At 69.6% G+C, this 14117-nt stretch carries 16 protein-coding genes; 13 read left to right on the top strand and 3 right to left on the bottom strand.

Going from position 1 to position 14117, the window contains the following annotated elements:
• The first annotated feature begins 20 nt into the window (after window positions 1-20).
• From AQJ91_RS23150 to AQJ91_RS23210, 13 genes are all read left to right on the top strand, one after another.
• Complete coding sequence (locus AQJ91_RS23150) at window positions 21-1268, top strand: ATP-grasp domain-containing protein (RefSeq protein WP_067025353.1); 1248 nt, start codon at window positions 21-23, stop codon at window positions 1266-1268.
• The gene (locus AQJ91_RS23155; RefSeq protein WP_067025029.1) at window positions 1265-1663 is read left to right on the top strand and encodes an avidin-fold protein; all 399 of its coding nucleotides are present in this window, start codon (window positions 1265-1267) and stop codon (window positions 1661-1663) included. The genes AQJ91_RS23150 and AQJ91_RS23155 overlap by 4 nt, the downstream gene beginning before the upstream one ends.
• Window positions 1663-3462 (top strand): ABC transporter substrate-binding protein, encoded by a 1800-nt coding sequence (locus AQJ91_RS23160; protein ID WP_067025032.1) that lies wholly within the window; start codon window positions 1663-1665, stop codon window positions 3460-3462. The genes AQJ91_RS23155 and AQJ91_RS23160 overlap by 1 nt, the downstream gene beginning before the upstream one ends.
• A 4-nt stretch (window positions 3463-3466) precedes the next feature.
• Window positions 3467-4819, top strand: coding sequence for a cation:proton antiporter (locus AQJ91_RS23165; RefSeq protein ID WP_067025035.1), 1353 nt, complete (start codon window positions 3467-3469; stop codon window positions 4817-4819).
• Window positions 4816-5850 carry a 3-oxoacyl-[acyl-carrier-protein] synthase III C-terminal domain-containing protein gene (locus tag AQJ91_RS23170; protein WP_067025038.1) on the top strand — a complete coding sequence of 345 codons (1035 nt, stop codon included), beginning with the start codon at window positions 4816-4818 and terminating at the stop codon, window positions 5848-5850. The genes AQJ91_RS23165 and AQJ91_RS23170 overlap by 4 nt, the downstream gene beginning before the upstream one ends.
• A complete protein-coding gene (locus AQJ91_RS23175) occupies window positions 5850-7715 on the top strand; it encodes an HAD-IIIC family phosphatase (RefSeq protein WP_067025040.1) in 1866 nt (621 codons plus the stop codon). The genes AQJ91_RS23170 and AQJ91_RS23175 overlap by 1 nt, the downstream gene beginning before the upstream one ends.
• A gap of 1 nt (window position 7716) precedes the next feature.
• A complete protein-coding gene (locus tag AQJ91_RS23180) occupies window positions 7717-7965 on the top strand; it encodes an acyl carrier protein (RefSeq protein ID WP_067025042.1) in 249 nt (82 codons plus the stop codon).
• A 58-nt stretch (window positions 7966-8023) separates the two neighbouring features.
• The gene (locus AQJ91_RS23185; protein ID WP_199848005.1) at window positions 8024-8350 is read left to right on the top strand and encodes an NIPSNAP family protein; all 327 of its coding nucleotides are present in this window, start codon (window positions 8024-8026) and stop codon (window positions 8348-8350) included.
• 44 nt (window positions 8351-8394) lie between these two features.
• A complete protein-coding gene (ddaH, locus tag AQJ91_RS23190) occupies window positions 8395-9258 on the top strand; it encodes a dimethylargininase (RefSeq protein ID WP_067025045.1) in 864 nt (287 codons plus the stop codon).
• A gap of 28 nt (window positions 9259-9286) precedes the next feature.
• On the top strand, window positions 9287-9703 hold the full coding sequence (locus tag AQJ91_RS23195; protein WP_067025049.1) for an MmcQ/YjbR family DNA-binding protein: 417 nt from the start codon (window positions 9287-9289) through the stop codon (window positions 9701-9703).
• A complete protein-coding gene (locus tag AQJ91_RS23200) occupies window positions 9696-10037 on the top strand; it encodes a cupin domain-containing protein (RefSeq protein ID WP_067025052.1) in 342 nt (113 codons plus the stop codon). Before AQJ91_RS23195 ends, AQJ91_RS23200 begins: the two co-directional genes overlap by 8 nt.
• A gap of 213 nt (window positions 10038-10250) precedes the next feature.
• Window positions 10251-10484 carry a ferredoxin gene (locus AQJ91_RS23205; protein WP_067025055.1) on the top strand — a complete coding sequence of 78 codons (234 nt, stop codon included), beginning with the start codon at window positions 10251-10253 and terminating at the stop codon, window positions 10482-10484.
• Between the two features lie 12 nt (window positions 10485-10496).
• A complete protein-coding gene (locus AQJ91_RS23210; protein ID WP_067025058.1) occupies window positions 10497-11723 on the top strand; it encodes a cytochrome P450 family protein in 1227 nt (408 codons plus the stop codon).
• A gap of 97 nt (window positions 11724-11820) precedes the next feature.
• Here AQJ91_RS23210 and AQJ91_RS23215 read toward each other — a convergent pair whose 3' ends face one another.
• The 3 genes from AQJ91_RS23215 to AQJ91_RS23225 all read right to left on the bottom strand — a co-directional run bounded on the left by AQJ91_RS23215 (window position 11821) and on the right by AQJ91_RS23225 (window position 14091).
• Window positions 11821-12318: a hypothetical protein gene (locus AQJ91_RS23215; RefSeq protein WP_067025061.1), complete on the bottom strand. Its 498-nt coding sequence runs from the start codon at window positions 12316-12318 to the stop codon at window positions 11821-11823.
• On the bottom strand, window positions 12315-12941 hold the full coding sequence (locus AQJ91_RS23220; RefSeq protein ID WP_159054629.1) for an HD domain-containing protein: 627 nt from the start codon (window positions 12939-12941) through the stop codon (window positions 12315-12317). Before AQJ91_RS23220 ends, AQJ91_RS23215 begins: the two co-directional genes overlap by 4 nt.
• Before the next feature lie 142 nt (window positions 12942-13083).
• Window positions 13084-14091: a GlxA family transcriptional regulator gene (locus AQJ91_RS23225; RefSeq protein WP_067025066.1), complete on the bottom strand. Its 1008-nt coding sequence runs from the start codon at window positions 14089-14091 to the stop codon at window positions 13084-13086.
• Window positions 14092-14117: the final 26 nt, after the last annotated feature.

The following is a 14117-nucleotide window of genomic DNA, read 5'->3' on the forward strand; positions in this document are numbered from 1 at the left end:
CCACGAGGATGGAGAACTTCGTGAAGCTGCTGACCATCGAGACGGTCCAGTACCTCTCCTACTACATCTCGCGTTACCAGCAGGTCGAGGCCCATGGCGTCGACCTCTACGTCCTCAACGGCGAGGGCACTACCGATTTCTGGCCCGAAGACCGGTACCGGCTGGCCGGCAGCCGCGACATCGGCCGGATCCTCGAAGTGGCCCGTGACTGGCACAAGACGGAGCAGTTCGACGGTGTCATCACCTTCTCGGAGTCCGCGGTCATCACCGCCGCCGCGGTCGCCGAGGAACTGGGGCTGCCCGGCATCGGGGTGGAGGCCGCCAAGGCGAGCCGGAACAAGTACCTGATGCGGCTGGCTCACCAGCGTGCCGGGGCACCGCATCCTTCCTTCCGCTACGTGAAAACGCTGGAGCAGGCGCAGGCGGCCGGACAGGAGTTCGGCTACCCCGTGATCCTGAAACCGACCATGGGCGCCGGCAGCCACTATGTGTTCCGGATCGACGGCCCGGAGGAGATGGCGGAGCGCTTCGGCCAGGCTTCCGAGGGGATCCGCTCGCTGTTCTGGGCCCACTCCGAGGTCACCGGGCTCGACCTGGGCCCGCAGGGCCTGCTGGTGGAGTCCTTCCTGGACGGTGCCGAATATCTCATGGAGGCCCTGGCCTGGGACGACGAGGTCTACCTCGGCTCGGTGGTGGACCGGATCACAGAGGAGGGCGCGACCTTCGACGACGACATGCACCACGCTCCGACAGCGTTGAGCGAGGCCGACCTGAAAGCCGTGCACGACGTCGTGCGGGCGGGCATGTGGGCGCAGGGGCTGCGGCGCAGCGTCGCCCACGCCGAGGTCCGCTTCCACCAGGGCAAGCCGTACCTGCTGGAGATCGCGGCCCGGGTGGGCGGCGGCGGACTCGACGAGATCGCCCGGCTGACCGCCGACCACGATCCGATCCGGGCGGTCGCGGACATCGGCCTCGGCATCGAACCCAGGGTCCGGCACTACCGGCCCACCGGCCTGCACATCACCGCGATGTGCCTGATCTGCGACGCCGGCGTGGTCCGCCGGATCGACGTGCCGGAGGACGTCAGCGCCTCGGAACGGACCTTCCTGCTGAAGATCACCGCCCGACCGGGAGACCTGATCCGGCGTCCACCCGACGGCAACACCATCTTCGGCTTCCTCGGCACGACGGGCAGCTCGCTGACGGACGCCCGCCGGACGATGAACGACTACGCCGAGCGCATCACCGTCGAACTGGAGCCGAAATGATCGACTACGACGGCAGGAGGTTCCGGCCGGTCGGAGCGGATGACGGCGAGTCCGGCCGGGTGGCTGTCTACCACCAGAGCGGTGACCTGCTCTGGGGCGAGTTCTCCGGAGGGGACGCACGGCGAGGAACCCTGGCCGGCGTCCGCGCCGAGAGCGGCGAGATCGAGTTCGCGTACTGCGTCGTCCTCGTCGACGGCTCCGTGGTCTCCGGCCACTGCCGCTCGGTCCCGCAGGTGCTTGACGACGGCCGGATCCGGCTCGCCGAGACCTGGGAGCGCTTCGGCCGGCACGCGGCCCGCGGCACCGGGGCGCTGGAGGAGATCCCGGCCGCGCCGCACAACGCCGGCGGGCCCGGGCGAAACGGCACGAATCAGACCGAAGGCGGGGAAGGGTGATGACGCGGACGACCACCGAGTCCACCAGGCAGGATGGCCGTCGGCCCAAGCGCGGTGGCACAGTCACCTGGGCGTGTGCGCCCGGGTTCCCCCCGGCCGTCATCTTCCCGTTCACTCCGGCCGAACGCATGGGCACCCGGAACATCCTGGAGTTCCAGGCGCTCATGTACAGCACGCTGTACTACTTCGGCAGCAGCGGACAGCCCGAGGTGGACTACGCCCGCAGCATCGCCGAGCCGCCGGAGTGGAGCGAGGACGGCCTGACCGTCACCGTCCGCGTCAAGCCCTGGAAGTGGTCCAACGGCGAGACGATATGCGCGGACAACGTGCTGTTCTGGGTCAACCTGATGAAGGTCAAGGGTGATCGGTACGGCGAGTACGTCCCCGGATACTTCCCCGACAACCTCACCGACTACGGCAAGTTGTCGCAGGACACGGTCTACTTCACCTTCGACCGGGTGTACTCCCAGCGCTGGGTGCTGATGAACCAGCTCAGCACCATCACACCGCTGCCCAAGGCGTGGGACCGCACCGCCGAGGGCCCGGCCAACGCCTCCGGCGACCTGGCCGATGTCGAGGCCGTCTACGCGTACCTGATGGCGGAGCAGGGCGACATCCTCGACGAGAAGAACAGGGCGCGCACTCGCTGGCCCGACAGCCCCATCTGGTCGGTCGTCAGCGGGCCGTGGCGGCTGAAGAGTTACACGCTGGAAGGGGTCGTCACCTTCGTCCCCAACGAGCACCACTCGGGGCCGAACAAGCCCTACCTCGACGAGTTCCGCCAGGTGCCGACCTTCTCCGACGAAGAGCAGTACGAGATGCTCCAGCGGGGCCCGCGCGGCGAGGGCGCCATCCAGGTGGGCTACCTTCCGCTCAGTTTCGCCACGGAGCCGGCCGAGAGCCCGGACAAGGGCGGTCCCAACCCGCTGGACCACTACCGGCTCGTACCGCAGACCGCGTACTGCATCCGGTACATCTCGCTCAACTACAACAACCCCACGGTCCGGGGGAAGCTCTTCGCCCAGCCCTATGTCCGGCAGGCCGTCCAGATGTGCCTGGACCAGGACTCGGCGGTACGCGACATCTACCAGGGCTACGCCTACCGGCAGAACGGGCCCGTCCCCATGTTCCCCAAGACGGACCTGGTCTCCCCCGGGCAGCGTGCGGGCGCCTGGCCGCTGCCCTTCGACCCGGACCGCGCGCGGCGGCTTCTGGAGGACAACGGCTGGGACACCAGCGTCACCCCGGCCGTCTGTGTCCGCCCCGGCAGCGGTCCCGGCGAGGCGGGCGAAGGCATCCCGGCGGGCACCGCCCTCAGCTTCCTGCTCCGTTACGTCGAGGGACGGCCCGCGCTGACCCGGCTGATGCGGCAACTCCGCGCGGACGCCGCCAAGGCGGGTATCGACGTCCGGCTGGAGGAGGTCTACGGATCGGTGCTGGTGGCCGAGGACGCGCCCTGCGAGGCGGGCCCCGACTGCCTGTGGGAGGCGTGCTGCTGGAACGGCGGCTGGGTCTTCCACCAGCCCACCGGGGAGATCCTCTTCAGCACCGGCGCCGGCGGGAACTTCGGCCACTGGTCGGACCCGCGCGCCGACGAGCTCATCGACAAGACGGTGACCACTGACGACGTCAAGGTCCTGTACGAGTACCAGGACTACATCGCGGAGCAGGTTCCCGTGATCTTCACGCCCAACTTCCCGATCCGGCTCTTCGAGGTCTCCGAAGACCTGCACGGCTTCGACCCGATCAACCCCTTCGGCATGATCGCTCCCGAGAACTGGTACTACGTTGAGGACTGAGGTTGTGGCGGCGGTCACCCCCGTCCCACCCCTGGATCACACCGCGTTGCTGGTCCTGCTCGTGCAGCTCGGCGTTCTGCTGGCGCTGGCGCTGCTGCTCGGCCGGCTGGCGACGCGGCTGGGCTGGCCGGCCGTGGTGGGAGAGCTGTGCGCCGGACTGCTCCTCGGCCCGTCTGTACTCACCCCGCTGGCGCCCTCGCTGGCCGACTGGCTCTTTCCGCACCAGGCCGAGCAGACGCATCTGCTCGACGCGGTGGGGCAGTTCGGCGTGCTGCTGCTGGTCGGGATCAGCGGACTCCACCTCGACCTCAGGATGATCCGCAGGCAGGGGGCGGCAGCCGCCCGGATCAGTTTGTTCGGGCTCGTCGTACCGCTGGGTCTCGGCCTGGCCCTCGGCCTGGTGCTGCCCGGCTCGCTGCTGGCCCGGTCCGGTGACCGCATGGACTTCGCGTTCTTCCTGGGCGTGGCGATGTGTGTCAGCGCAATCCCGGTGATCGCCAAGACGCTCATGGACATGAACCTGCTGCATCGGAACATCGGGCAGTTGACGCTGGCGGCGGGCATGATCGACGACGCGGTGGGCTGGCTGCTGGTGTCCGTGGTGACGGCCATGGCGACGACCGGGGTGACCGCCGGGACCGTGCTCATGTCGGTTGCCGCGCTGGTGGGTGTCCTGCTGCTGGCGGCACTGTTCGCCCGCTGGCCGGTGCCCGCGCTCTACCGGCGCGTCGGGGAGGCGGACGGCGCGGGGCCGGCCATCACCCTCACGGTGGTACTGGTCCTGCTCTCCGCGGCGGGCACCCTGGCCCTCGGGCTGGAGCCGCTCTTCGGCGCCTTCCTCTGCGGCGTGGCCATATCGGCGGCGGGCGGGACCGGTGTGGTGCTGCTCGCGCCGCTGCGGGCAGTCGTGCTCGGGGTGCTCGCACCGATCTTCCTCGCGTCGGCGGGCCTGCGGATGGATCTGACCACTCTGGTCCGCCCCGAGGTGGCGGCACTCGGCGCCTCGGCACTGGCCGTGGCGATCCTGGGCAAGTTCGCCGGTGCCTATCTCGGCGCCCGCACCAGCAGGCTCGGCGGGTGGGAGGCGCTCGCCCTGGGGGCCGGCATGAACGCCCGCGGGGTGATCGAGGTGGTGCTCGCCATGGTCGGGCTCCGGCTGGGAGTGCTCACCACGGCCACCTACACCGTCGTCGTACTGGTTGCGGTGGTGACGTCGGTGATGGCCCCACCCGTCATCAAGTTCGCCATGAGCCGGATCGAACAAACCCCTGAAGAAGAACACAGACGGCGGTCGCATCTCGGCGATGGCCCACGGCGGGACGCAGTCGACCTGACGAGTGAAGGCAGGATTCAGTGAACAGCCAACCCACCGACTTCGGCATCGTGTCCTTCGGGTACGCCTTCGGAGACGACTGTGATGTCGTCGCCGAGACCGTCGAGGAGTTCGTCGACGACCCGGAGCGGATCTACCGCTGGGGTTACAAGCGCTTCCACCGCGCCCCGGAGGGTGTGACTGGCACCCAACTCGCGGCACGGGCCGCCCGGACCGCCCTCGACCGGGCGGGCCTGACCCCCGACGACGTGGACCAGGTGATCCTCGCGGTCTCCGATGTGCCCGACTACCTCAACTGGGACGCGAGCGCCGCGCTGGCGCGGGAGCTGATGATCCGTCTCAGGCCCACCCTGCTGCTCAGCGAGGGCTGCGTCAGCGGGGTGACCGGCTTCGGTAACGCGGCGGGCCTGTTCGCCATCCAGCCGGAGCTGACGAACGTCCTGTTCGTCGCGGTGAACCGGGTGAGCGAATACCACCGCAACCGTATGAAGGTGAACAACTCCATCCACAGCGACGGCGCCTCCGCCGTCGTCCTGCGCCGCGGCCACGGCGCAGGACGGTGGCTCGCCACCGAGCAGTTCACCGACCCGGAGGTGGCTGACTGGTTCCGCACCGACTACGGCGGCTCGGTGGCCCCCGTCGCGCCCGAGGGCTGGACGGTCCGCACCGACGCCAACGGCCTGGAACGGGTGCAGGACCACTTCCGGGACAACCCGGCGGGGCTGCGCGACTTCGTGCAGGCACTCAACCGCCGGCTCGTCGAGGTCGTCGACCGGGCATGTGCCCGGGCCGGGATGAAACGCGAAGACATCGCACGGGTGGTGCACCTCAACGACAACCAGGGCTCCTTCGAGGAGATCGCTGAGGAGTTCGGCATTTCCGTCGACCGCACCAACGCCACGATGGCCGCCTTGCACGGCCACATGGGGGCGGCCGACCACATCGCCACGATCGCGATGATGACCGAGACCGGCGAACTGGTCCCGGGCGACGTGGTGGCCATGATCGGCATCTCGATCGGTATGCGCTGGTACTGCACCCTGGTGAGGATCTGATGACCGAGCTGATCGACGCTCTGCGCACGGCCGTCTCCACCGGACACGCCCCCGCTGCCGACATACGCCTGGCACTGGCCGGGACCGACGACCCGGCCCTGCTGCGCAAGGCCGGACGGGCCCTGGCCCCTCTGACCGACCCGGCCGGAGAGTTGCGGCCGGTGCGCGTGTCCGTGGTGGCCGGCTGCACCGTCGGGCCGTACGAGGCGCTGCTTCGGGCCCGACTGGTGGGAGCCGGAGCGCTTCCGAAGATCACGGCCGCCCCGTACGGGGCCTTCGAGCTCACCCTGGCCACCGGCGGTTTCGACGCCGCGTCCGATCTGATCGCCTGCGTACTGGATGAGTCCTGGTTCCTGCCGCCCGAACTGGACTTCGCCGAACCGCAGTCGGCGGCCGACCACCTGGAGGACCGGCTGCGGCAGCTGCGGGAGCTGGTGACGGCGGCGCTGTCGACCACCAACGCCATGCTCGTGCTGCACACCGTGCCGCTGCCCGGGCACGTCCGGGACACCATGGTCAGCCTGCGGGCCCGCACCGCACTGACCCGGCTGTGGTACCGGCTCAACACCGGTCTGCTGGAACTGGCGGAGGAGTTCGACCAGGTCCAGGTGGTCGACCTGGTGGGCCTGTTGGGCGATGCGGGGGTGCGGGCCCGTGACGAGCGCCTGCACGCCTACGCCGACCTGCCCTACACCGACGGGGCGCTGCTCCTCCTCGCCGACGGGGTCCGCCGGGTGGCCCAGGCCCGGCTGGGACTCTCCCGCAAGGTGCTCGCCATCGACCTGGACAACACCCTGTGGGGTGGAGTCCTGGGCGAGGTCGGCGCGGAGGGGGTGGCCCTGGGCGGTCTGTATCCCGGCAAGAGCTACCAGCGGCTCCAGCGGACCGTCCGCGCCCTGCGGGACCAGGGCGTCATCCTCGTCCTCTCCAGCAAGAACGACCCCGAGCCGGTGGAACAGGCGCTGTCCGACCACCCCGAGGTGCTGCTGCGGCCGGAGGTGTTCTCGGCCAGCATGGTCAACTGGGACTCCAAGGCGGGCAATCTGCGACGGGCCGCCGACACGCTGGGGCTGAGCGCCCAGTCGATGGTCTTCATGGACGACTCGGCGTTCGAGCGGGGCGAGGTCGCGGCGCAGCTGCCCGAGGTCGCACTGGTCGACGCGAGCGGGGAGCCGGCGCAGCTGGTGACGTCGCTCGTGCGGGGCGGCTGGTTCGACGTCATGGAGCTGACAGGCACCGACCGCAGGCGTCCGGAGCTGTACCGGGCGCGAGGGCTGCGCAAGGACTTCTCGGGCGGCTTCGGCTCGACCGAGGAGTACCTGTCGGCGCTCGACCTGAAGGTCGTGATCGAGCTCGCCACCCCGTTCGGCGTCGCGCGAGCGGCCCAACTCGCCGCCCGCACGAACCAGTTCAACCTGACGGGGGTCCGGTTCGACGAAGTGTCCACGCGCGCCATGCTGGCCGACCCCACCCGCCTCGTCGCGGTTGTCTCGGTCGCCGACCGGTTCGGGGACGAGGGGATCGTCGGAGCGGCGTGGGTGGAACGGTCGGCAGACACGTGGCATGTGCTCAACCTGGTGCTCAGCTGCCGGGTCCTGGGCCGTGGCGTCGAATTCGCCGTCGCCGGCTGGCTGGCCAGGCAGGCCGAGCGGGCCGGTGCCACCAGGCTCACCGGCGCGTTCGTGCCGTCGCCGAAGAACAGCGTGGCGGCGGGTTTCTGGGAGAAGGCCGGTTTCGAGGCCCTCGGGGACGGGCTGTTCGCCTTCGCTCCGGGCCGGGACCCCGACCCCACGCCGTCGTGGATCCCCGCCGACGACGGCCCGGCAGACCAGGCAACCACCCACGAGCTGCCCGCAGGGGGCTGACATGAGCGAAATCGTCGAGGAGATCGGGCAGACCGTGTTGACGGTCATCGGGGACGTACTGGGGTGCAGTCCGCAGGACCTGAGGGAGCAGCCCGTCCTGGCCGCCCATGACTGGGACAGCATCACCTCGCTGGAAGCGCTGGCCCAACTGGAGAGCGGATTCGGGGTCAAGCTCCAGCTGCGTGACTTTCACGCGGCCCGGACAGCGGACGAGATGGCCGCGTTGATAGCCAAGGCCCTGAACCGCTGAGCCGGGCTTCGGGCCGGACACAGTCGGAGGGACGAGAACAGAAGTGGAGAGACGGAACGTGAGTCTGCTCGAGGTCCGGATGTTCACCGTACAACCCGGTCGGCGGGAGGAGTTCGACCGGATCAGCCGCGAGAGCACGATCCCGATGATGCGCCGCTGGGGCATCGACGTGCTCTCCTACGGCCCCGCGCTCAACGACGAGGACGGCTACGTCCTGCTGCGGGCGTTCGCCTCCGAGGAGGAGCGCGTCAGCGTGCAGGAGCGGTTCTACGCCAGCGAGGAGTGGACCGAGAACTACGAGAAGCCCGTCACGGAGCTGATCGCCGACTACCGCACGGCGGTGCTCCCGCTCGACGCGGCCCCGCGCGAACGCCTCAGCCGGTGACCCCGCACAACCGGTCGGACCCACCACGAGGAGGAAGCAGCCCCATGCCGACTGACACCAATCTGTCAGCCAGCTCCGCGAAGCCGACGACGATCCGGGCGGCGATCCCGCGCCGGCTCCTGATGTGCCCGCCCCGCTTCTTCGACGTCACGTACTCCATCAATCCGTGGATGAACCCCCGCAAGCCGTCCGACGGGGCCCTGGCCCTGCTCCAGTGGGAGCGGCTGCGCGACGTGTACCTCGCGCTGGGCCACGCGGTGGAACTGATCGAGCCGCTGTCCGGCCTGCCCGACATGGTGTTCGCGGCGAACGGGGCGACGGTGGTCGACGGCAAGGTGCTCGGCGCCCGCTTCCGCCACATGGAACGGACCGCCGAGGGGCCCGCCTACCTGGAGTGGTTCCTGCGCAACGGCTTCGACGAGGTGCTGTGGCCCGAGGCCGTCAACGAGGGCGAGGGCGACTTCCTGCTGGCGGGCCGCCGCATCCTGGCCGGGACGGGCTTCCGCTCCGACCCCCGGTCGCACGCCGAGGCGCAGGAGTTCTTCGGTCTGCCGGTGACCAGCCTGACCCTGGTGAACCCGAACTTCTACCACCTGGACACCGCCCTGGCCGTCCTGTCGCCGGACGAGATCATGTACTACCCTGACGCCTTCTCGCCCGGCAGCCTGGCGGTCTTGCGTGAGATGTTCCCGGGGGCCATCGAGGTGGCGAAGGCGGACGCGGACGTGTTCGGGCTGAACGCGTTCTCCGACGGCTACAACGTCGTGCTGCCACAGGCGGCGGTGGGTCTCGTCGAGACGCTGAAGGACCGGGGCTTCAACCCCGTCGGGGTGGACGTCGCCGAGCTGCTCAAGGCGGGCGGCAGCGTCAAGTGCTGCACGCTGGAGCTGCGTCAGGGGCGTGGCTGAACGGGAATGGGGCGAAAGGACGCAGACGATGGCGACGGCCCAGGACGTCCGCAGACTGGCGCTCTCCCTGCCTCGCACGGAGGAGGCGCTGGTACGGGACCGGGTCAAGTTCCGGGTCGGCCGGCTGGTCTACGTGGCGCTGTCCCCGGACGAGCGGTCCATGGGGTTCGCGTTCCCGCGGGAGGAACGGGCCGCGCTGATCGCCTCGGAGCCGGAGAAGTTCTCCATGCCGGTGCCCTCCGACGAGCGGTTCAACTGGGTGCGGGTACGGCTGGCACCGCTGGACGGGGACGAACTGACCGAACTCGTGGTCGGCGCCTGGGCGATGGTCGTACCCAAGCGCCTCTCGGCGGACCGCTTGGCCCAGTTGGAAGCGAAGGCGGCGCGGCGGTGCGGCGAGTCCGCCGCCAGGCCCGAGGAGAAGGATGGTGCGGGCGATGACTGACAGCGGTGCGGAAGTGCACGACCTGTCGGCTCTCGACGCCCGCCAGGCCGCCGAGGGACGCCGGTACCTGGAGTTCCTGCGGGTGCCCGCGATGAGCGCCGGGCTGTACGCGCTGTCCGCGGGGGCCGCCGATCCCCAGCGGCCACACGCGGAGGACGAGCTTTATCACGTCGTCGCCGGTCGCGCCGTGCTGCGGATCGGCGAGGAGGACCATCCCGTGGCAGCCGGCTCGGTCTGCTTCGTGCCGGCGCGGGTCCCGCACCGCTTCCACTCCATCACCGAGGATCTGCGCGTGCTCGTCGTCTTCGCGCCGAGCGAGACCCCCGAGCCGTGATGCGCGGCGACGGCCGGTGAACCGCGTTCAAGCGGCGACCGGCCGCGCTTGAACGCCTTCCTCACCCGTGAACATTGCCGAGGGACGGCACGGCTGATTCGCTGTCCCACGGCTTCCCCTTTTCGCTGACTCGCGACGTCTCCATTCTGCGGAAAACACGTCGTACCGATTTTCTCTGCTGCTGTCCGAAGACGAGAGCTGGGAGTGGTGTGAATGTCTGCTGAGAGCCGCTGGCGCATTTCCGTCGATCGCGGTGCATGCATCGGTTCCGGAGTGTGTATGGGCGACCGGCCCGACCGCTTCATGTTGCGGAACGGCCAGTCGGAACCGATCGACGCGGAAATCAACGCGGACGACGAAGTGCTGGCCGTCGCGGATTCCTGCCCGCGGGAGGCGATCCGCATCGTTGAGGTGTCCAGCGGCAACGTCCTGGCCCCCGTGGACTGAGAGGATTTTCAGATGCAGAATTCCCAGGCAGAGGTCATCGAAAAGATACCCGCCGATTTCGTGCAGGATTCCTACGCGCTCTACGCCCGGCTGCGGGAGGAGGGGCCGCCGCGCAAGGTCCTGATGCCGCACGGCGTCAAGGTCTGGATGGTGACGCGCTACGACGATGTCCGGACGCTGCTGGCCGACAGCCGGGTGAGCAAGGACGGCCGGCGCATCAACGAGATGTTCGCCCGGCATTCCGAGACGCCCACCGAGGCACCGGCCCCGGTGGACAACGACCTGGCCGCGCACATGCTCAACAGCGACCCTCCGAACCACGCCCGACTACGCCGACTGGTGGGCAAGGCGTTCACCGAGCGCCGGGCGAAGGCACTGCGCCCCAGGATCGAGGAGATCACCGACGCGCTGCTGGACCGGTTGGCCGAGAACCCGGAGGCCGATCTCATCGAGCAGTTCGCCGCACCGCTCACGATCACCGTGCTCGCGGAGCTGCTCGGCGTGCCGCCCGAGGACCGGGCCGTGTTCCGCTCCTGGACCAACACCCTGGTCGGTGCCAACCACACCGAGGAGGAGGTGGCTTCGGCTTCGGCCGCGGTCACCGAGTTCACCGAGGCACTGATCGACGTCAAGACCGCCAACCCGGGCGAGGACATGTTCAGCGCCCTCGTGCAGGCCAGCGAGGACGGCGACCGGCTCACCAAGTCCGAACTGGTCGCGATGGTCTTCCTCCTGGTGGTCGCGGGCCACGACACCACGCTGAGCATGATCGGCAACGCGGTCAACGTGCTGCTCCGCAACCCGGACCAGCTGGCTCTGCTGAAGTCCGACCCGTCGCTGCTGCCGAACGCGGTGGACGAACTGCTGCGCTACGAGGGGCCGGTGGGCCTGGCCACCTTCCGGTTCACCACGGACGACATCCCGCTGGACGGGGTGACGATACCGGGCGGTGAGATCGTGGTGGTCGCGTTGGGCTCGGCCAACCGGGACGCCGAGAAGTTCGAGAACCCCGACGCGCTGGACATCACCCGCAGGATCAGCGGAAACCTGGCCTTCGGCCACGGCATCCACTACTGCGCGGGCGCGCCCCTGGGACGGCTCCAGGTGGAGATCGGTGTGGGCCGGCTGCTGCGGCGCTTCCCGGACCTGAGGTTCGCCTCCGATCCCGACAGGTTCCGCTGGAAGGCCAGCACCATCATGCACGGCCTGGTCGAGCTGCCGGTCCACCTGGTCGCCTGAGGCCGGGGCCGGGGCCGGGGCCGGGGCCGGTAGCGGGGAGGGGGGTACCGGCAGATGGCACGCCGGTACCCCCCTGAAGGGCCGTCAGCCACGGCCGTCAGTGAGTACGCCTGAAGTCCATGATCCAGTTTGTCTCCCAGTCGCCGTCCCCCGTCACGGAGAACGCCTGCTCCCAACGCGCCGAGTCGGCGGTGATCCCGGACCAGATGAAACGGCACCGCACGGAGGAGCCCTTGTGGCTCTCCTCCCCGTGGAACTCGCCGACGCCGTCCGGCCCGAACCGGCCGACGACCGGCGGGGACATCCGGCCGGTGAGGCTGTTGACCCAGTTCAGCGACCACTCGTCACGTTCCGTGTCGTACAGGCGCAGCGTGAGGCCGGAGAAGTCCTTGGTGGGAAAGACGATTTCGTCGACGTTGGCACCGCCGTCGAACAGCGTGCCGTGGCAGGTGGCCGTCGCCGGGAACTCCTCCCAGTCACTGCCGCCGGACAGCGGCTCGCGCAGCCGACGGTTGGTCACCTCCCAGGTGCCGATCAGGAAGTCGAAGGCGCCCGGCCCGGTGGGGTGGGTGAAGGAGGCGGCGGAGTCCGTCACGCTTCTGTCCTTTCGTGCCGGGGGGCGGGGTGGGAGACGGCGGAGTCGAGGTGTGCGCGGAGGAGGCTGCCGGGCCATGAGTGGAGGGGGGCCTTCTCGGGCCGGCGCAGGGCCTGCGCGACCACGGCGCCGGTCAGCTCCCGTTCGATGGCCAGCCGGGGATGGAGCCGTTCCATCTCCTCCCGTACGGCGGGATCGTCGATCGCCCCCTCGCCGAAGTCCGTGAGGACGCCCAGCCGGGTCAACAGGGTGAGGGGGCCGCGCCTTTCGGCGATATGAGGTGAGGTGTGCAGGGCGATGGCCTCCCAGACCTCGTCGACCCGGTCGGCGCCGAGCCCCTCGGCGGTGAGCAGTTCGGCGGCCGCGTCGGCGCCCTCGACCTCGAACCGCCGGGGGCCGTCGTGCGCGTCCGAGGTGCCGAGGTCGTGCAGCGAGCAGGCGTAGAACAGCAGATCGTCGTCGTAGTCGCGACCGGCGGCCATGCCACGTCGTTCGCCCGCGAGCACGGCCCACATATAGGTGCGGATGCTGTGGTTCACGATAGCCGGGTGCACGAGCCGGGTCAGGACGTCCCGGGCCGTCGCCGCGCCTGGATGGATGGGTAGGGAAGGTAATTCGATCACGCGCCCACGATAGTGCTCGATTGAAATATCGCCAGGGGGGCGTGGTGAATCGCGGAATTAACGACAGCGTTCGCAGAATTCCAGGCACTTCGCCGAACGGATGGGCGGCGCGGGTACCTCAGGCGCGTCCTTTTCGTCCGGCTCATCCGGCGCGCGGCCCGGACGCCGACGCCCCGCGTCGCTGCTGCGCCGCGCGGTGGCGGAAGACATGGCGGTAGGTCTGCGGAGAGACACCGGTGAGCCGGCCGAAGTGGTACCGGAGGTTGGTGGCGCTGCCGAAGCCGGTGCGTTGCGCGACACTCTCCACCGGGTCGTCGGTCGTCTCCAGCAGCTCCTGGGCGAGCCGGACCCGTTCCTGCAGGATCCACTGCAACGGTGTCGTGCCGAGTGCCTCGCGGAACCGACGGGCGAAGGTGCGCTCGCTGAGCCCCGCCTCCCGGGCGAGCTGTGGCACCGTCAGCTGCTCGTGCAGCCGGCGACGGGCCCATTCCAGGACGGGCGCGAGCGTGTCGCTCGTCCTGCGTACCCGGACGGGCGGCCGCGCGTACTGGGCCTGTCCGCCCTCGCGGTGCGGCGGTACGACCATGCGTCGGGCCACCTCGTTGGCGACCGCGGAGCCGAAGTCCTGGCGGACCAGATGCAGGCAGAGGTCGATGGCGGACCCCGTGCCGGCCGAGGTGAGGATGGTGCCGTCCTCGATGTAGAGGGAGGTGGGGTCGAACTCGACGTCGGGGAAGCGATGGCTGAAGTCCATCGCGTTCATCCAGTGCGCCGTGGCCCGCCGGCCGTCGAGCAGCCCCGCGGCGGCCAGCACATAGGCGCCGGAGCATATGGAGACGATGCGTTGGCCCATCTCATAGGCCTTGCGCACGGCTTGGAGCAGTCCTGCGGGGGGATTGATCTGCACGTCCCGTGAGCATGCCGCCACCACCACCGTATCGGCGCCGGCCAGCTCGTCCAGGCTGTGCGAGGTGGGCACGATGAGCCCGGTCGCCGTGGTCAGCGGGCCGGGCTGTGCGGCGCACAGCCGCAGCTCGTACCAGGGATCGACGAGATCACTGCGGTCGATGCCGAACACCTCGCACGGAACGGCCAGTTCGAACGTGGGGGCGCCGTCGGTCACGGCCACGGCCACAACATGTCGCTGCATGGCAGGAATTTAGCGCACCCTGTCGT

The sequence above is a fragment of the Streptomyces dysideae genome, from assembly GCF_001514305.1.
Taxonomy (GTDB): Bacteria; Actinomycetota; Actinomycetes; order Streptomycetales; family Streptomycetaceae; genus Streptomyces; species Streptomyces dysideae.